This window comes from Kitasatospora sp. NPDC056138 (assembly GCF_042264695.1).
Classification (GTDB): Bacteria; Actinomycetota; Actinomycetes; order Streptomycetales; family Streptomycetaceae; genus Kitasatospora.
In genome coordinates, this window is the sequence record NZ_JBHJVK010000001.1 from 63,236 (window position 1) to 81,537 (window position 18,302).

14 protein-coding genes and 1 pseudogene are annotated in these 18,302 nt (G+C 73.0%); 7 read left to right on the plus strand and 8 right to left on the minus strand.

All coding sequences use genetic code 11. The annotated features are described in order from the left end of the window. Window positions 1-171: 171 nt before the first annotated feature. The 3 genes from ACFC1R_RS00255 to hutH form a co-directional block, all read right to left on the minus strand. The gene (locus tag ACFC1R_RS00255; RefSeq protein WP_375930288.1) at window positions 172-528 is read right to left on the minus strand and encodes a hypothetical protein; all 357 of its coding nucleotides are present in this window, start codon (window positions 526-528) and stop codon (window positions 172-174) included. Between the two features lie 313 nt (window positions 529-841). Next, window positions 842-1,711, minus strand: coding sequence for a MurR/RpiR family transcriptional regulator (locus ACFC1R_RS00260; RefSeq protein ID WP_375930291.1), 870 nt, complete (start codon window positions 1,709-1,711; stop codon window positions 842-844). 366 nt (window positions 1,712-2,077) lie between these two features. Then, entirely contained in the window at window positions 2,078-3,652 is a 1,575-nt protein-coding gene (hutH, locus tag ACFC1R_RS00265) for a histidine ammonia-lyase (protein WP_375930882.1), read from the minus strand. A 193-nt stretch (window positions 3,653-3,845) separates the two neighbouring features. Here hutH and fdhD point away from each other — a divergent pair, with 193 nt between their 5' ends. After that, a complete protein-coding gene (gene fdhD, locus ACFC1R_RS00270; protein WP_375930294.1) occupies window positions 3,846-4,673 on the plus strand; it encodes a formate dehydrogenase accessory sulfurtransferase FdhD in 828 nt (275 codons plus the stop codon). A gap of 715 nt (window positions 4,674-5,388) precedes the next feature. Here fdhD and ACFC1R_RS00275 read toward each other — a convergent pair. The 3 genes and pseudogenes from ACFC1R_RS00275 to ACFC1R_RS00285 all read right to left on the minus strand — a co-directional run. Further along, window positions 5,389-6,519: pseudogene (locus ACFC1R_RS00275) on the minus strand (diguanylate cyclase domain-containing protein); the annotation flags it as partial. A 241-nt stretch (window positions 6,520-6,760) separates the two neighbouring features. After that, window positions 6,761-7,858: an adenylate/guanylate cyclase domain-containing protein gene (locus tag ACFC1R_RS00280; RefSeq protein ID WP_375930297.1), complete on the minus strand. Its 1,098-nt coding sequence runs from the start codon at window positions 7,856-7,858 to the stop codon at window positions 6,761-6,763. A 206-nt stretch (window positions 7,859-8,064) separates the two neighbouring features. Next, on the minus strand, window positions 8,065-8,925 hold the full coding sequence (locus ACFC1R_RS00285; RefSeq protein ID WP_375930885.1) for a biotin--[acetyl-CoA-carboxylase] ligase: 861 nt from the start codon (window positions 8,923-8,925) through the stop codon (window positions 8,065-8,067). A gap of 445 nt (window positions 8,926-9,370) precedes the next feature. On the opposite strand from ACFC1R_RS00285, the gene ACFC1R_RS00290 reads away from it, so the two are divergent. The 5 genes from ACFC1R_RS00290 (at window position 9,371) to ACFC1R_RS00310 (ending at window position 14,751) form a co-directional block, all read left to right on the plus strand. After that, window positions 9,371-10,960, plus strand: a complete 1,590-nt coding sequence (locus tag ACFC1R_RS00290) for an acyl-CoA carboxylase subunit beta (protein ID WP_375930300.1) — start codon at window positions 9,371-9,373, stop codon at window positions 10,958-10,960. 52 nt (window positions 10,961-11,012) lie between these two features. Continuing rightward, complete coding sequence (locus tag ACFC1R_RS00295; RefSeq protein ID WP_375930302.1) at window positions 11,013-11,231, plus strand: acyl-CoA carboxylase subunit epsilon; 219 nt, start codon at window positions 11,013-11,015, stop codon at window positions 11,229-11,231. A gap of 190 nt (window positions 11,232-11,421) precedes the next feature. After that, window positions 11,422-11,550, plus strand: coding sequence for a morphogenic membrane protein MmpB (mmpB, locus tag ACFC1R_RS00300; protein WP_269432054.1), 129 nt, complete (start codon window positions 11,422-11,424; stop codon window positions 11,548-11,550). A 141-nt stretch (window positions 11,551-11,691) separates the two neighbouring features. Continuing rightward, window positions 11,692-12,288 (plus strand): nucleoside triphosphate pyrophosphatase, encoded by a 597-nt coding sequence (locus ACFC1R_RS00305; protein WP_375930307.1) that lies wholly within the window; start codon window positions 11,692-11,694, stop codon window positions 12,286-12,288. 684 nt (window positions 12,289-12,972) lie between these two features. After that, window positions 12,973-14,751: an acetyl/propionyl/methylcrotonyl-CoA carboxylase subunit alpha gene (locus ACFC1R_RS00310; protein WP_375930310.1), complete on the plus strand. Its 1,779-nt coding sequence runs from the start codon at window positions 12,973-12,975 to the stop codon at window positions 14,749-14,751. A 358-nt stretch (window positions 14,752-15,109) separates the two neighbouring features. Here ACFC1R_RS00310 and ACFC1R_RS00315 read toward each other — a convergent pair whose 3' ends face one another. Both ACFC1R_RS00315 and ACFC1R_RS00320 read right to left on the minus strand, forming a co-directional pair. Next, window positions 15,110-16,036 (minus strand): DeoR/GlpR family DNA-binding transcription regulator, encoded by a 927-nt coding sequence (locus ACFC1R_RS00315; RefSeq protein WP_375930888.1) that lies wholly within the window; start codon window positions 16,034-16,036, stop codon window positions 15,110-15,112. Between the two features lie 234 nt (window positions 16,037-16,270). Then, window positions 16,271-17,725 carry an NAD(P)H-quinone dehydrogenase gene (locus ACFC1R_RS00320; protein WP_375930313.1) on the minus strand — a complete coding sequence of 485 codons (1,455 nt, stop codon included), beginning with the start codon at window positions 17,723-17,725 and terminating at the stop codon, window positions 16,271-16,273. 123 nt (window positions 17,726-17,848) lie between these two features. Between ACFC1R_RS00320 and ACFC1R_RS00325 the strand changes: the two genes are divergently transcribed. Next, window positions 17,849-18,286: a gamma-glutamylcyclotransferase gene (locus ACFC1R_RS00325; RefSeq protein WP_375930316.1), complete on the plus strand. Its 438-nt coding sequence runs from the start codon at window positions 17,849-17,851 to the stop codon at window positions 18,284-18,286. Window positions 18,287-18,302: the final 16 nt, after the last annotated feature.

The following is an 18,302-nucleotide window of genomic DNA, read 5'->3' on the forward strand; positions in this document are numbered from 1 at the left end:
TCCCGACCTCCTTGCGGATGGATTCATTCAGCGATGACTCGACTGAATATATCCAAACAGACCGGCTACGACCAGACCCCCGGAGCCGTCCTGTGAACGGGCCCGGCCGACCCCCGGCCCCAAGCATGATCCGCACCCGCCCAGGGCCCGGTGGACCTCGTGCAGCACACCTCAGGCCGCAGCACCACCGTCCCAGTCGATGCCGATCTCGGCCAGCCAGGCGCGGTCCTCGGCATCGGGCGTGGCGACACCGGGCTGAGCGGCACCGGGCTGAGCGGCCTGGGGCGCGCCGGATCCGGGCGGACGGGGGATCTCCTGGATCGGGCCCAGGCCGTACTTCTCGGCGGCGGCCGCGGCCGCCGCCTCGGCCTCGTCCGGCTCGATCAGGCCGACGTGGACGGCGGACTCGTCGCCGGTCTCCAGGACCACCAACTCGGGGTCGGGCGGACGCCGCAGCGCGATGCGCCGCCCGCAGGTGGGGCAGGACCACTCGTCGGCCCCTGACGCGAGCCGGCCGGTCAGTCTCATCTGGTGGATCGGACGCATGGCTGGCACCCCCGTCCGGCCCCTGCACCGGGGCCTGTTGATGGAATGCCCGCCAATGGACCGTCGGCAACCGTCCGGAGTCGTACGGGTGTGCCGAACGTGGAACCGGAGCACGCCTGAACCGCGCCCCGGAGGGACGCGAGCGCACGGCGCCGGGACGCGTCCGGGGTCGGGACTTGTCAGGTGCCGGGCCGATCGGCGTCAGGCGCCTTGTGCATCAGGCGTGTTGGGCCAAGGACGGCCCGGCGTCAGACGTGCGGACCGGACGCCGACCAGCCCGTCCGCCGCGACCTGCTCAGTCCAGGAAGAGGCCGCGCGCCGCCGCCGAGTGCTCGATGGCCTCCAACCTGGCCTCGGCACCGGGGATTTCGTCACACATGGTCTGCAGCAGGACCCGGCCGAGCATCATCGGCGCACAGGCGGTGTCGAAGACCAGACCGGTGCCGACGGCCGCCGGGAGGAGGAGGTCGGAGAGCTTGGCGACCGGCGCGAAGGAGCTGTCCGCCACGGTGAGGACGGTCAGCCCGCAGTCCCGGGCGACCGCGAGGGCGTCCATCAGCTCGCGCGGGTAGCGCGGCAGGGCGAAGCAGAGCAGCGCGGTGGCCCCGGCGGCGGAGATCTGTTCCAGCCGGTCGGCGAGCATGCTGCCGCCCTCGTCCAGCAGCCGGATGTCCGGGTGCACCTTGGCCGCGAAGTACGCGAAGCCCCTGGCCTGGGCCGAGGCGGCGCGCAGACCGAGCACCGGCAGCGGACGGGAGGCGGCCAGCAGCCGGGCGGCCCGGACGATCGGTTCGGGGTCGGCGAGCAGCTCGGCCAGGTGCCGCAGGTGCTCGATCTCGGCGAGCACCGCCTGCTGGTGCTCGTTGCGGACCGCGTCGGCGGGCGTCTCGGGGGCGGCGGGCTCACCCGCGCCGAGTTCGCGAAGCTGCCTGCGCAGCGCCGGGTAGCCGTCGAAGCCGAGTGCGACGGCGAAGCGGGTGACCGAGGGCTGGCTGACCCCGGCGAGTTCGGCCACCTCGACGCTGGAGAGGAACGGCGCCTCGGCCGCGTGCCGGACCAGCGAGTGCGCGATCCGCCGCTGGGTCGGGGTGAGCCGATGGCCTTCGAAGAGCTGGAGCAGACGGGCGGAGGGCCCGGCCGTGCCGGTCTCGTCCATGGCGGTCATCAGCGGTACCTCCGAGCTCGGTTGCAGCGCGCGCCGTTGGCCATCGGGTGGGTCACGGCGGCTGGGACGACTGTGGCGCAGTCCTGCCGGGTGGGCAACGACGTATCGAACAGCGGGACGGCCACCGCCGCGCCCGACGGCCCGGGCGCGGCCGGGCGGGCCCGCGGGGGCGTGGGGAGCGCGAATCGGAAGGTACCGGAGCCGAACCGCTCCCGTGTCGGGCATGCCGCACCGCCTCACCGGTAGGTGACGGGGTGCAGCCTGCCCACCGGGCCGCGGCCGCACCCCGTCAACCCTCCGGTTTCACGCGGTCCCCTACCCCCCGGGGCGGCCCTGCGCCCGGGGCCGCCCCACCACCCGGGTCCGTCAGGCCAGCGGCCCGGTGACCTGCTCGACGGCGTGCACCAGCTCGCCCGAGGCGACCAGCGCGGCGGCGGCCTCCAGGTCGGGCGAGAGGAAGCGGTCCCGGCCGGGGCCGCCGACACCGGCCGCACGGGCGGCGGCCACGGCGGCGGCGGTGGCGGGCGCGGTCGGCCCGCTGCCGTTGTCGGTGCGGATCTCCAGCGCGCGGGCGGCGGCGGTCAGCTCGACCGCGAGGATCCGGCCGAGGTTGTCCACGGCCTGGCGCAGCTTGCGGGCGGCGGACCAGCCCATCGAGACGTGGTCCTCCTGCATCGCGGAGGACGGGATGGAGTCCACCGAGGCCGGGACGGCGAGGCGCTTGTTCTCACTGACCAGGGCGGCCTGGGTGTACTGGGCGATCATCAGACCGGAGTCCACGCCCGGGTCGTCGGCCAGGAAGGCCGGCAGACCGTGCGAACGGGCCTTGTCGAGCAGCCGGTCGGTACGGCGCTCGGAGATCGACCCCAGGTCCGCGGCGGCGATGGCGAGGAAGTCCAGCACGTACGCGACCGGGGCGCCGTGGAAGTTGCCGTTCGACTCGACCCGGCCGTCGGGCAGCACCACCGGGTTGTCGACCGAGGCGGCCAGCTCGCGGGAGGCGACCAGCTGGGCGTGGGCGAGGGTGTCGCGGCCGGCACCGGCCACCTGCGGGGCGCAGCGGATCGAGTACGCGTCCTGGACCCGCGGCGCGTCGTCCTGGTGGTGCCCGGTCAGGCCGGAGCCCTGGAGGACGGCGAGCATGTTGGCCGCGCTGAGCGCCTGGCCCGGGTGCGGGCGGATCGGGCCGTGCAGCTCGGGGGCGAGCACCTTGTCGCTGCCGAGCAGCGCCTCCAGGCTCATCGCGGCGGTGATGTCGGCCGTGGTGAACAGGCGGGACAGGTCGGCGAGCGCCATCACCAGCATGCCGAGCATGCCGTCGGTGCCGTTGATGAGGGCCAGGCCCTCCTTCTCCAGCAGCTCGACCGGTTCGATCCCGGCCTGCTCCAGCAGCTCACCGGCCAAACGCAGCTCGCCGGCCGGACCGTACGCCTCGCCCTCGCCCATCAGGACCAGCGCGCAGTGCGAGAGCGGCGCCAGGTCACCGGAACAACCGAGCGAGCCGAACTCCCGGACGACCGGGGTGATGCCCGCGTTGAGGATGGCGGCCATGGTCTGCGCGACCAGCGGGCGGACGCCCGTGCGGCCGGAGGCCAGCGTCTTCATCCGCAGGAACATCAGAGCCCTGACCACCTCGCGCTCCACCACCGGGCCCATGCCGGCGGCGTGCGAGCGGACCAGCGACCGCTGGAGCTGCGCCCGCAGCTCGGGGCTGATGTGGCGGACGGCGAGCGCACCGAAACCGGTGGAGACGCCGTAGACGGGACGCGGCTCCGCCGCGAGAGCATCGATCCTGGCCCGCGCACCCGCCATCTCGGCGAGCGCGTCCGGTCCGATCTCGACCCGGGCATTGCCCCGCGCGACGGCGATCACGTCCTCGGCGCTGACGTCGGCCTTGCCGACCAGCACGAGCGACGCGTCGGGGGCCACAGCACTGTGCATATCCATATACATAATCACAGCAGGTGAATGAAGATATGACAACCGTCGTTCCGGGAGGAATCTGCCGACCCGGAACAGCGGCGGCGGACACCAGCATCTCCCGGCGGACGGCGGCGGGCCACCTGCCGGATTTCCGTGCGGGCGGCCGGATGCCGCAGGCTGGGCAGGACGAGGCCAGGGAGGCGGAGGTCTGATGGCACGGGCAACGGTGCGGCGGCGGGTGGTGCGGCTGCGCGGGGACGAGCAGGCGGCACGGCCGGATGCGCTGGCGGCGGAGGAGCCGCTGGAGATCCGGGTCGGCGGGGAGGCGCTGACGGTGACCATGCGGACCCCCGGGCACGACTTCGACCTGGTGGCCGGGTTCCTGGTCGGCGAAGGGCTGGTGGACAGCGGCGAGCAACTGTCCGCGCTCCGCTACTGCGCCGGGACGGACGCCGACGGCGCCAACACCTACAACGTGGTGGACGCGACCGTGCGCGGCGCCGCCACCGCCCTCTCCAGCCACCGCAATCTGCTGACCACCAGCGCCTGCGGCCTCTGCGGCCGGGACACCGTCGACGCGGTCCGGATGCACGTGCGCCACCCGCTCGACCTCGACCCGCTGACGGTCTCCCCCGAGCTGCTGTACCGTCTGCCGGACCAACTGCGCGCAGCACAGCGGACTTTCGAGTCCACCGGCGGACTGCACGCCGCGGGCCTGTTCACCCGGAGCGGTGAACTGCTCTGCGCGCGCGAGGACGTGGGCCGCCACAACGCGGTGGACAAGGTGATCGGCTGGGCCCTGCGCGAGGGCCGGCTGCCGCTGACGGAGCATCTGCTGCTGGTCAGCGGCCGCGCCTCGTTCGAACTGACCCAGAAGGCGGCCCTGGCGGGGATACCGCTGCTGGCCGCCGTCTCGGCGCCGTCCTCGCTCGCGGTGGACCTGGCCGAGGAACTGGGCCTCACCCTGGTCGGCTTCCTGCGCGGCCGGGGCGCCAACGTCTACACCCGCCCGGACCGGATCACCCCGGACGTCAACTAGCCCGCCCCACCGGCCCGAACCGGCCACGCGTGCGCGGCCGCCCCGGCTCGGCTCGGATCGGCTCGGATCGGCTCGGATCGGCTCAGGGCGAGCGGGGCGGCTCGACCCGGGGCAGGGCGACTCAGGGCGGTGGCGAGGTCGGTCCGGAGAGGGCGACCGCGACCAGCGCCCGGAGTGCGGCGGCGACCTGACCGAACGGCAGGGTGGACTCGTCCGCGAACAGCTCCACCAGCCAGCCGCCCGCCGCGTTGCCGCCGCCCGCCGCGAGCATGCCCTTGTAGCCGCTGACCACCATCATCGCCTCCTCCGCCGGGTCGTTCCCGGCGGCACCGGAGCGCAGCGCGAAGGCCCCCCCGCGTACCGCCCGCCGGGTGAGCGGGTAGTAGCCGAGGTCGAAGACCGCGTCGGGGGCCTCGATCTGGGCCCGCTGGGTCTCGGCACCGCTGCTCGTCGGCCCGCTGGTCATCCGGTAGACGGCGTGCTGGGCGGTACGCATCAGCTGCGAGCCCGGCGGCACGTAACTGACCCACCAGCCGACCGCGTCCAGCAGGCGGGCGGCGGTCTCCGCGACGGTGACCAGCCGGCTGAGGGTGTCGGCGGGGTGGTGGACGCGGACCGCGCCGTGCTGGTCGAGGGAGGCGAGGACGACGGCCAGCAGCTGTCCGGGGTCGGCACTGTGCGCGGCACCGCGGAACCGCCGGCGGTCGCCGAAATGGGCGCGGCCCTGGCCCGGGCGGCGGCCGTCCGCGCGGTGGTGCGGGTCCGCGGAGTCGGCCAGCAGGACGGTCGGGTCGGGGGTGAAGCCGGGGCCGTGGCTCCGTCCGGCGACCACGGGGTGGGCCGCACGGGCGGCCTTGGCCCGGTACTGCGCGGCGTCGGCGAGCCGGAACAGCCGGTCGGAGGTGGTCACCGGACCGATCGAGTCACCGGTGGAGGCCACCCCGCAGGCAACGCCCTCGCCGTCCGCCAGGGCCAGCGCACGGGCGCACAACTCCTCCGCCACCACGACGACTTCGTCAGCCTTCTGGCCCTCGACGAGCAGGCAGAACTCGTCGCCGCCGAGCCGGGCTGCCAGGCTGCCGGGGAGTTTGGCGGCGGCCAGCGAGAGCTGGTGGGCGAACCGTTCGAGCAGCCGGTCGCCGACCTCGTGGCCGAGCTGGTCGTTCACCCGCTTGAGCCCGTTGACGTCGCAGACCACCAGGCTGACCACGGTGTTGTCACGGTTGTGGGCCTGGAGTGCGCTCTCCAGCCGGGCGTCCACGGCCCGGCGGTTGGCGAGGCCGGTGAGCGGGTCGGTGAAGGCGAGCCGGCGCAGATCGGCGAGGCGCTCGGTCTGGGCGAGCCCGGCGGAGATCTGGGCGGCCAGCAGGGTCGCGTAGTCGGCGTCCGCGTCGGTGAAGACCGGCAGGCCGACCGTCCTGGCCAGGTAGAGCTCGCCCCAGGCCTGGCCGTGCAGCACGATCGGTGCGACCAGGCAGCACTCCCGCCCGCGCCGGCGCAGTCCGACGGCGCGCTGCTGGCAGAACGCGCCGGCGCCCGGGTGCGCGTGCACGGAGTGCGGGGCCTCGATGTTCTCGGCGGTCTGCACCCAGGCGCGCGGGAGGCGGCCGGTGGTCCAGTGCTCCTCCAGATAGGTGACGATCTCGGGGAAGTCCGCGACCGGGTAGGACTCGTCCGCCGGCAGCTCCTCCTCCCCGGGGGCCAGATCGCCGTGGTTGACCAGCACCCGCAGCCGGCCCGACTCCCGGTCCCAGACGGAGACGGCGGCCATGGTCGCGCCGAGCGCGGTGGTGGCGCGGACGGCTGCGGCACGGACGGCGTCCAGCGGGGTGAGCGCGGCCGTCATGTCCTGGGCCAGCTCGACGACGGCCTGCAGGCGCGGGTCGAGGGCCGGAGGTACGGACACGTGCACGGGTTCCGTCATGGTCGCCTCGCTCACCGGCTCCGCCTCATCCCTGATGCCCCGGGCCTGCCCGGAGTGTCCCGGAACGCTCCAGGACTGCCATCCTGGACCAAGGCTATGGCCCATTGCTGGGACTTTGCCCTATTTGTCTGAGCGAATGTGTGCGAATCCGGTGAGGCCCGGTTCAGAGGTCGTGGACGTGCCGGGTGAGCAGCCAGGGCTCCACCAGGCCGAGCCCGCGCACCGGACGGCGCCACATCGGCTGCAGGTGGAACCGGTGCTCGGAGGCGTCGGCCACGTGGTGCTCCGCCATTCCGTCCACCGAGGCGGAGATCGACGGCGGCACGACGCCGCCGTTCAGCTCCAGCGCGGCGGCGAACTCGCCGTCCACCAGCACCGCGTCCTTGGGCGCGATCGAGGTCAGCCGGCTGGCCAGGTTCACCGTGGTGCCGAAGACGTCGCCCATCCGCGAGGTGACGGTGCCGAAGGCCATACCGACCCGCAGCGCGGGGATGGTGTCCTCCTTGGCGAGCGCCTCGACCAGGCTGAGCGCGATCTCGGCGGCGGTGGCGGGGTCCTCGGTGACGTAGAGGATCTCGTCACCCAGGGTCTTGATCACCCGGCCGCCGAATCCGGCGATCAGGTCGGAGCAGGTGTTCTCGAAGCTCTCGACCAGCGTGCCCAGTTCCTCCTCCTCCAGCCGGCGGGAGAGGCGGGTGAAGCCGACCAGGTCGGCGAAGCCGACGGCGAGCCGGCCGCTGGTGATCTCGGTGTCTTCGGCGGCCTGCACCACCCGGCCGGTGACGGCGGCCAGTTGGCGCCGCCAGACGTACACCAGGAACTGCTCCAGCTCCGGCAGCAGCAGTTCGACCAGCGGGTAGGCGACGTCGGCCCTGGTCATACCGGGCTCGATGGACTGGGTGAGGTTCTCCAGGAAGGTGTCCATCTGCCAGCCCGCCAGCCGCGCGGTGGTCTGGCCGGTGGAGCGGGCCACCTGGATCGCCATCGGCTCGCTGATCAGCCCGGACTCCACCAGCCCGGCGAGCCGCCGCAGCGCGATCACGTCGCCGTCGGTGAGAGCTCTGGACTGGCCGATGTCCGGGAAGCCCATCGCCCGCCAGAAGCGGGTGGCCATCTCCATCGGCACGTCGGCGGCGCGGGCGGCCTGGTACGGCGTGTACCGGCGCGGTGCGTCGAGGATCAGCCGTTCCAGGTCCAGCGCGACCGTCTGACCGTCCGGATCCGTCGTGTCGCCGTTGCCGCCGACGTTTTCGCCTACCACCGGTCCATCCCCGTGCGGTTGCCGCACTTGCCTCTCGTCCTGCCCTGTCCCAGGGGCGCCCCGACCACCGCTCGGGTAGTGGCGCGCCTCACACCGCTGCCAGGTGGAATGTTCGCACGGAATCACGTAATCCGGGGCATCCGGCCGGGACAAGGCCGTATCAGGACCCCGTCAGGACCCCGCCGCGCCGCCCGGCGCACCCGCACTCACGCCTGCTCCGGCCGTACGTGTACGACGTCCCCGGCGGCCACCGCCTGGCGCTGGCCGTCCGGGGTGCGGACCACCAGGCGGCCGTCGCCGTCCACGGCCACCGCCTCGCCGACCAGTTCGCGCCCGCCGGGGAGTTGGACCCGGACCGGTCGGCCCAGCGTGGTGCAGCGCGCCGCGTAGGCGGGCAGCAGTCCGCTGGCGTGCGGGTCGCCGGCCGCCGCCACCCACTCCCCGTACAGCTCGGCGAACTCCCGCAGCAGTGCACGCAGCAGGGTCTCCCGGTCGGCCACCTCGGCCCCGGCCAGGGTCAGCGAAGCGGCATTGGGGACGGGCAGTTCGGACTCGCGCAGCGAGACGTTGACACCGAGTCCGGCGATCACCGCGCCGCCGCTGAGCTCGGTGAGGATGCCGCCCAGCTTGCGCTCGGCGCCGTCCACGGTGACCAGCAGGTCGTTGGGCCACTTCAGGCCGACCTCGAGCTCCGCCACCCGTCCGAGCGTGGTCGCCGCCGCGACACCGACCAGGATCGGCAGCCAGCCGTACCGCTCGACGGGCACCCCGGTCGGCCGCAGCAGCACGGAGAGGAAGAGGCCGGAGCGGGCGGGGGCGCTCCACTGACGTTCGAGCCGGCCGCGCCCCGCGTTCTGCGACTCGGCGACCAGGACGGCGCCCTCGGGCTCGCCCTCCTTGGCGCGGGCGGCGAGGTCGGTGTTGGTGGAGCCGGTCTCGGTGACCACGTCCACGGCGGTCCAGAACCCGTCCGGGCGGACGAGGTCGCGGCGCAGCCGGGCGCCGTCCAGCGGCGGGCGCTCCAGGTCGGTCCAGGGGGAGGGGCCGTCGTGGCCGAAGCCACGCAGGCCGCTACGGCGGGGGCGGGAGGGGTCGGTCACCGGGCCAGCGTACCGACGGCGAAGCCTGACGGCCCGCCGGGCGGCGCATCAGGGCGCGGCGGAGTCCTCCGGGGGCGGGAAGGGCGTTCCGGGGGGCGGGAAGAAGCCGCCGGGGGCCGGGCAGCGGCGCGGGGAAGCAGCGGGGGCTCCGGAGGGCCGGGGAGCGGGTAGCGGCACGGGGGCAGTCGGGGGCTCCTGGAACCTCGGGCCCCGGTAGGAGCGGCAGATGGCCGTAGGCCGCCCTATCGTCCCGCAGAAACTCCGATGAACACACTGTGTCGCTGGCCATAACCGGAAGCCGCCCGCGCTGGCTACGCTACCCAACGGTAGTTCGCAGCGCCGCCCTGCCCGCACGCGCCCTCACGCGCAGAACCGAACAGGTCGCGGCACATGGACCAGGGAGAGCCACCGGATGACCGAGGCGCCGCACGACCCGCACACCACCGCCGGAAAGCTCGCCGACCTGCGGCGCAGGCTCGACGAGGCGGTGCACTCCGGCTCCTCGGCCGCAGTCGAGAAGCAGCACGCCAAGGGCAAGCTGACCGCCCGTGAGCGGGTGGCCGAACTGCTGGACGAAGACTCCTTCGTGGAGTTCGACGAGTTCGCCCGCCACCGCTCCACCAACTTCGGCCAGGAGAAGAACCGGCCGTACGGCGACGGAGTGGTCACCGGCTACGGCACGGTCGACGGCCGTCAGGTGGCCGTCTTCGCCCAGGACTTCACCGTCTTCGGCGGCTCGCTGGGCGAGGTCTTCGGCGAGAAGATCGTCAAGGTGATGGACTTCGCCCTGAAGACCGGCTGCCCGATCATCGGCATCAACGACTCCGGCGGCGCCCGGATCCAGGAGGGCGTGGTCTCGCTCGGCCTGTACGGCGAGATCTTCCGCCGCAACGTGCACGCCTCCGGTGTCATCCCGCAGATCTCGCTGATCATGGGCCCGTGCGCGGGCGGCGCGGTCTACTCCCCCGCCGTCACCGACTTCGTGGTGATGGCCGACCAGACCTCGCACATGTTCATCACCGGCCCCGACGTCATCAAGACGGTCACCGGTGAGGACGTCGGCATGGAGGAGCTGGGCGGCGCGCGCACCCACAACACCAAGTCCGGAAACGCGCACTACCTGGCCGCCGACGAGAAGGAGGCGGTGGAGTACGTCAAGAACCTGCTCTCGTACCTGCCGTCCAACAACCTCTCCGACCCGCCGGTCTACCCGGAGCAGGCCGACCTCTCGGTGACGGACGAGGACCTGGAACTCGACACCATCGTGCCGGACTCGGCGAACCAGCCGTACGACATGCACACGGTGATCGAACACATCCTGGACGACGGCGAGTTCCTGGAGACCCAGCCGCTGTACGCGGGGAACATCATCACCGGCTTCGGGCGGGTCGAGGGGCACCCGGTGGGCGTGGTCGGCAACCAGCCGATGGACCTGGCCGGCTGCCTGGACATCGCCGCCAGCGAGAAGGCCGCGCGCTTCGTGCGGACCTGCGACGCCTTCAACATCCCGGTGCTCACGTTCGTGGACGTCCCCGGCTTCCTGCCCGGCACCGGCCAGGAGTGGGACGGCATCATCCGCCGCGGCGCCAAGCTGATCTTCGCCTACGCCGAGGCCACCGTCCCGCTGATCACCGTGATCACCCGCAAGGCCTTCGGCGGCGCGTACGACGTCATGGGCTCCAAGCACCTGGGCGCCGACCTCAACCTCGCCTGGCCGACCGCGCAGATCGCCGTGATGGGCGCCCAGGGCGCGGTCAACATCCTGCACCGGCGCGAGATCGCCGAGGCGGACGCCGCCGGGACCGCCGACGCCAAGCGCGCCGAACTGCTCGCCTCCTACGAGGACACCCTGCTCAACCCCTACCTGGCCGCCGAACGCGGCTACGTGGACGCCGTGATCGCCCCGAGCGAGACCCGTCGGCACATCGTGCGCGGGCTGCGGGCGCTGCGCGGCAAGCGCGAGGTACTGCCGCCCAAGAAGCACGGCAACATCCCGCTGTAGCCGGACCCTTCGCACACTTTCGCACCGGTCCGAACAGGAAGAGGATGTGAGCATGCCTCCGATTCAGGTGCTGCACGGGCAGCCGACCCCCGAGGAGCTGGCCACCGTCCTGGCGGTGGTCCAAGCCCGGGCCGCCGCCGCACAGGCCGCCGCCGAGGCGGCCGGACGGGCGGGCGGCCCGGCCTCCGCATGGAACGACCGGGCCAGGCGCATGCGCCGCGTCCCGCAACACGGCGCCCATGCCTGGCGCACCTCCGGCTGGGCCGGGTAGCTCCGGCCGTGACCGCTCGCTCCCCGTGGACCCGCGGGGAGCGAGCGGTCACCCGGCCTCCGGTGGATCCCGGCGTTCGACGGGCAGTGAACCGGTCACCACCCAGAGTGTCATGTGCGCACCAGAAATGCGGATGAACTGAGTACGGATACTCAAGCGCCCGGCACACCCTCCGGCGCAGGCTGGACGGGTGCTCTGGTCAGACCCCCGGGACGAGCCCTCGCCCGAAACCCGGCAGGTGCAGGAGCGCCTGCGCCGAGCCGGTCCGATCCTCGCCACCCTCCTGCTGGTGGCCGCCGTCGCACTGATGCTGTTCTGATCCGGGTGCACCCCCGGGCGGTCCGACCGCTCCCCGGCCGTCCCACGGTGCGCACGCCGCTCGACGCGTACGCCCCGATGCGCACGCCCCCGATGCGCATACCGGGCCGGCTCCACGGCCGGACCGCATAGGCTTGGCCGCATGACCAACCGCACCCTCGTCCTCGCCTCCGCCTCCCCCGCCCGGCTCGGGCTGCTGCGCCAGGCCGGCCTGGACCCGCAGGTGATCGTCAGCGGTGTGGACGAGGACGCGCTGAGCGCACCGACCCCCGGCGAGCTGGCGCTGGTCCTGGCCGAGGCCAAGGCCAGCGCGGTCGCCTCCCAGCTCGCCGACGGCCAGCTGGTGATCGGCTGCGACTCCGTCCTGGAACTGGACGGCCAGGCCCTCGGCAAGCCCGCCGACGCCGCCGAGGCGCTGGCCCGCTGGCAGTCCATGCGCGGCCGGGACGGCGTGCTGCAGACCGGGCACTGCGTCATCGACACCGCCACCGGCAAGCAGTCCTCGGCGACCGCCTCCACCACCGTCCGCTTCGGCAACCCGGACGACGCCGAGGTGGCCGCGTACATCGCATCGGGCGAACCGCTGCACGTGGCCGGGGCGTTCACCCTGGACGGCCGCTCGGCCCCGTTCATCGACGGCATCGACGGCGACCCCGGCAACGTCATCGGCCTCTCGCTGCCGCTGCTGCGCCGCCTGCTGGCCGACCTGGACGTCCGGCTGACCGATCTCTGGAGCTGATCGGCCACCAGGGAACCGGGCCGCCGAAGGCTCCTGAGGGGGTGTCGGCTCGGGCGGGCACCGGTGCCCGCGAGGGACGGCCGCACCTGGCGGGCCGGGCTCGCCCTCGGTGGGACACTCCGACGCGGTCGAGGCGCCCCGAAGCGGTCGGCCGAACCCGCCGGGACGGCTTCCCGCCGTTCGGGCCCTGCCGAGCCCGACGAAACCTCGACGCGCCCGGACAGCCGCCCCCGGGACAGACGCGCCCGGACGGCCGCTCCCGGCCTCGGCCGACAACCACGCCCGTCGACGAGCCGGCCGCGCCCGACCCGTCCGACTGCCGGATTTCCGGCACACCGGACCATTCGGGTCCATTTCGGAACCGTGCTGCGGATCCTGACAGATCCAGGCCCTCACATCTGTCGCTCCGGCCCACTCCCGCCGAACAGAGCGGCCGATAGGCTGGCGCCGCTGCCGTCGAGCGACTGTGGCGAAGGCCACGGCACCCGGCAGGGCGCCGCGGACTCCCGTAGACCGCCGACGACCACCCCACACAGCCTCCGCCACCTGCAAAGCGTCCCGCTCCGTGCTCAACCGATCACGAATCAGTGTCACGCTCCGTGTGGGCAAGCTCACCACCTGGGGCTACTCGCCGGTACGACCCGGCAATCCCTAGACTCAACGAGGTTCAAGAAGGGAGCCACAGTGCGCAAGGTGCTCATCGCCAATCGCGGGGAAATCGCCGTCCGCGTCGCCCGGGCCTGCCGGGATTCCGGTATTGCCAGCGTCGCCGTGTACGCCGAACCGGACCGGGACGCGCTGCACGTCCGCGCGGCCGACGAGGCCTACGCGCTCGGCGGCGACACCCCCGCCACCAGCTACCTGGACATCGCCAAGGTCCTCCAGGCAGCCGCCGACTCGGGTGCGGACGCCGTCCACCCGGGGTACGGCTTCCTGTCGGAGAACGCCGAGTTCGCCCAGGCCGTGCTGGACGCGGGCCTGACCTGGATCGGCCCGCCGCCGCAGGCCATCCGCGACCTCGGTGACAAGGTGACCGCCCGGCATGTCGCGCAGCGCGCGGGTGCGCCGCTGGTCGCCGGCACGCCGGACCCGGTGTCGGGCGCGGACGAGGTCGTGGCGTTCGCGACCGAGCACGGTCTGCCGGTGGCCATCAAGGCCGCCTTCGGCGGCGGCGGGCGCGGCCTGAAGGTGGCCCGCACGCTGGAGGAGATCCCGGAGCTGTACGACTCCGCGGTCCGCGAGGCCGTGGCCGCGTTCGGGCGCGGCGAGTGCTTCGTCGAGCGTTACCTGGACAACCCCCGGCACGTCGAGACCCAGTGCCTGGCGGACAGCCACGGCAACGTGGTCGTCGTCTCCACCCGTGACTGCTCCCTGCAGCGCCGCCACCAGAAGCTGGTGGAGGAGGCTCCGGCACCGTTCCTGACGGACGAGCAGAACGCCGAGCTGTACCGGGCGTCCAAGGCGATCCTCCGCGAGGCGGGCTACGTCGGCGCCGGCACCTGTGAGTTCCTGGTCGCGCAGGACGGCCTGATCTCCTTCCTGGAGGTCAACACCCGTCTGCAGGTCGAGCACCCGGTCTCCGAGGAGGTCACCGGGATCGACCTGGTCCGCGAGATGTTCCGGATCGCCGACGGCGAGGAGCTCGGCTACGACGACCCCGAGGTCCGCGGCCACTCGTTCGAGTTCCGGATCAACGGCGAGGACCCGGGGCGCAACTTCCTCCCCGCCCCGGGCACGGTGACGCTGTTCGCACCGCCGTCCGGTCCGGGTGTCCGGCTGGACGCGGGCGTGGAGAGCGGTTCGGTGATCGGCCCGGCGTGGGACTCGCTGCTGGCCAAGCTGATCGTCACGGGCGCGACCCGCAAGCAGGCGCTGCAGCGGGCCGCGCGGGCGCTGGCCGAGTTCAAGGTCGAGGGCATGGCCACCGCGATCCCGTTCCACCAGGCCGTGGTCACCGACCCCGCGTTCGCTCCCGAACTCACCGGCAGCGAAGAGCCGTTCACGGTCTTCACCCGCTGGATCGAGACCGACTTCAACAACACCATCCCCGCCTTCACCGGCGCGGGCGGCGACGGCGAGGAGCCCGAGGGCCGCGAGACCGTGGTGGTCGAGGTCGGCGGCAAGCGGATCGAGGTCTCGCTGCCGTCCTCGCTCGGCGTCGCCTCGGCTCCGGCCGCGGGCGCGGCGACCGGCAAGGCCGCGGCCAAGCGCCGGGTCGGCACGAAGAAGGCCGGCTCGGCGGTCAGCGGTGACACGCTGGCCTCGCCGATGCAGGGCACCATCGTCAAGGTCGCGGTCGAGGAAGGCCAGACCGTCGCCGAGGGTGAGCTGATCGTGGTGCTGGAGGCGATGAAGATGGAGCAGCCGCTGAACGCCCACAAGGCGGGCACCATCGTCGGCCTCAAGGCCGAGGTCGGCGCCAGCGTCAGCAGCGGTGCGGCCCTCTGCGAGATCAAGGACTGACACCACGGCACGACCCGTGGACCGGTCCGTACACCTCCGGGTGTGCGGACCGGTCGCGTTTCCGGTGCGGCCGAGCCGCCCCGACAGCGGGAGTGGGTCCTCGGGAACGAGAGCGGCCCCTCAGGACCGGGCGGGCCCCCCGGGGGGACGGAACCCGGAGAACCTGCGACACCCGCACGCGACCCAGCCGGTCACGCCTCAGCAGCACACGGCCCAGTCGAACGCGACCCGGCCGATCACGCCTCAGCAGCACGCGACCCGGCCGTACATGCGCTCCCTGCGGCTCCACGCACCTCTCCGCACCCCTGGACCCCCGCTCCCGGGGGCCCACACGGCCGGGTTGAACGTTCCGCTACGGCTAGCGGCCGCGAGGGGCACCCAACTCTGCGAGGCGCGAGGGAAGTTGGGTGGGGGGGCCGCCGTGCGCACCGGGTCGGCGCTGGCCGGGCAGGGGGGCGGGGCCGGGCGGCGGAGCGGTGCGGCGCGGGGCGACGGCGACGGCGGGCACGGACTGGTGCACGGGCGGCTCCGCGGTCAGGCCGAGCGGCGCGACGGCGATCTGCACGCCGCAGTCGGCCAGCGCGTCCAGCTCCCTGGCGGTCGGGTCCTCCGCGGCGGCGTGCTCGTCCGTGACCAGACGGGTGATCGCCTCGGTGGGCACGGTCTGGAACATGGTGTCCGCGCCGAGCTTGGTGTGGTCGGCGAGGACGATGACCTCGGCGGCCGACTGCACCAACGCCCGGTCCACGCTCGCGGAGAGCATGTTGGTGGTCGACAGGCCGCGGTCGGCCGTCAACCCACTGCCGGAGATGAAGGCCTTGGAGACCCGCAGGCCGTGCAGCGACTGCTCGGCCCCACTGCCCACCAGCGCGTAGTTGGAGCCGCGCAGGGTGCCGCCCGTCATCACCACCTCGACCCGGTTGGCGTGCGCCAGGGCCTGGGCGACGAGCAGCGAGTTGGTGACCACCGTCAGCCCGGGGACCCGGGCCAGACGGCGGGCCAGCTCCTGGGTCGTGGTGCCGGCACCGACCACCACGGCGTCGCCCTCCTCGACCAGGCTTGCCGCGAGGTCGGCGATGGCGCTCTTCTCGGCCGCGGCGAGGTGGGTCTTCTGCGGGTAGCCGGGCTCCCTGGTGAAACCGCCGGGGAGCACCGCGCCGCCGTGCCGGCGGTCGAGCAGCCCTTCGGCCTCCAGGGCCCGGACGTCTCGGCGTACGGTGACTTCGGAGGTCTGGACGACGCGGGCCAGCTCACGGAGCGACACGGCTCCGTTGGCCCGCACCATTTCGAGGATCAACTGGCGACGTTCTGCTGCAAACACAGAACCGACGGTAACCTGAATGACCGTCTGCTTTCAGGCGTTTGCTCCTGGTAACGGGAAATGCTCACGTCGGAGCAGCGCGCGACCGTACAATACGCGCCGTCAGCAAGGCCGTTGAGCGCTCCGCCGCACGGGTGAGCCCCGCCGGGGACGGCAGAGGCGGCCGCCGCGGCGGCCGCCTCAACTCGCTTTCACAGCTCAGGAGTCCGAGCTCTCCCGCTTGCGGATGTGCAGCTGCCGCGCGGCCTCGGCGGTGGAGCCGGAGACGGACGGGTAGACCGTGAACGCACTGGCCACCTGTTCGACCGTCAAGTTGTTGTCCACGGCGAGCGAGATCGAGTGGATGAGTTCGCTGGCCCTGGGGGCGACCACGACGCCGCCGACCACGATGCCGGTGCCGGGGCGGCAGAACAGCTTCACGAAGCCGTCCCGGATGCCCTGCATCTTCGCCCGGGGGTTGCCGCGCAGCGGGAGCTTGACCTCGACGGCGTCCATCTTGCCGCAGGAGACGTCGGCGGCGGTGTAGCCGACGGTGGCGATCTCCGGGTCGGTGAAGACGTTGGAGGCCACGGTCTTGAGGTTGAGCGGCTGCACCGCGTCGCCCAGCGCGTGGTACATGGCGATCCGGCCCTGCATCGCGGCGACCGAGGCGAGCATGAAGACGCCGGTGCAGTCACCAGCCGCGTACACACCGGGGGCGGTGGTGCGGGAGACCCGGTCGACCTGGACCTGGCCCCAGTCGTTGAGCTTGACCCCGGCCTCCTCCAGGCCCATGTCGGCGGTGTTCGGGATCGAGCCGACCGCCATCAGGCAGTGGGTGCCCCGGATGACCTTGCCGTCCGCCAGGGTGACCTCGACGTGGTCGCCGACGCGCTTGACGGTCTCGGCGCGGGAGCGGCTCATCACGTTCATGCCGCGGCGCCGGAAGACCTCCTCCAGCACCTCGGCGGCGTCCGGGTCCTCACCGGGCAGCACGCGGTCGCGGGAGGAGACCAGGGTGACCTCGGAGCCGAGCGCCTGGTAGGCGCCGGCGAACTCGGCGCCGGTGACGCCGGAGCCGACCACGATCAGCTCGCGCGGCAGCTCCTCCAGGTCGTAGACCTGGGTCCAGGTGAGGATGCGCTCGCCGTCCGGCCGGGAGTCGGGGAGCTCGCGGGGGTGCGCGCCGGTGGCGATGAGCACGGCGTCGGCACGCAGCGACTCGGTGCTGCCGTCCTCGCGCTCGACCACCACGTCGCGCGAGCCGTCCACGTGCTGGCCGCCGGGGGCGAGGCTGCCCTTGCCGCGCAGGACCGTCACGCCCGCCCGGGTCACGGACTGGGTGATGTCGTGGGACTGGGCGATCGCCAGCCGCTTGACCCGTCGGTTGACCTTGCCGAGGTCCACGCCGACCACCCGGGCCGGCCGCTCCAGCGGCGGGGTGTCGTCGGCGACGGTGATGCCCAGCTCCTCGTAGGAGCTGTCGAAGGTGGTCATCACCTCGGCGGTCGCGATGAGGGTCTTGGACGGCACGCAGTCCGTCAGCACCGCCGATCCACCCAGACCGTCGCGGTCGACGACGGTCACCTCCGCGCCGAGTTGGGCGGCCACCAGGGCCGCCTCGTATCCGCCGGGTCCGCCACCGATGATCACGATCCGAGTCACGTCCACCATTGTCCCGCACGCCGGAACCAAAGCCACGCCGGGGGCGTTGCTATGTGCTCACCTCCAAGCCGATGTGACGATGAACACTCCCCGCCCCCTGTCGGCGCCCGGGCCTCCCGTAGGCTGACGCCCATGCCCCTCTACGCCGCGTACGCCACCAACCTCGACGCCCGGCAGATGAGCCGCCGCGCGCCCCACTCCCCGCTGCGCGGCACCGGCTGGCTGGACGGCTGGCGACTGACCTTCGGCGGCGAACACCTCGGCTGGGAGGGCTCGTTGGCCACCGTCGTCGAGGACGAGAAGCACCAGGTCTTCGTCTCCCTGTACGACGTCGCCCCGATGGACGAGGACGGCCTCGACCGCTGGGAGGGCCTCCAGCTCGGCATCTACCGCAAGATCCGGCTGCGCGCCCACACCCTGGACGGGGACATCCCGGTCTGGACGTACGTCCTCAACGACTACGAGGGCGGCCTGCCCGCCGCGCGCTACCTCGGGCTCATCGCGGACGCGGCGGAGAGCGCCGGCGCTCCCGACGACTACGTGCTGGACCTGCGGCGCCGACCCTGCTGAGCACCGGGCCGGCCCG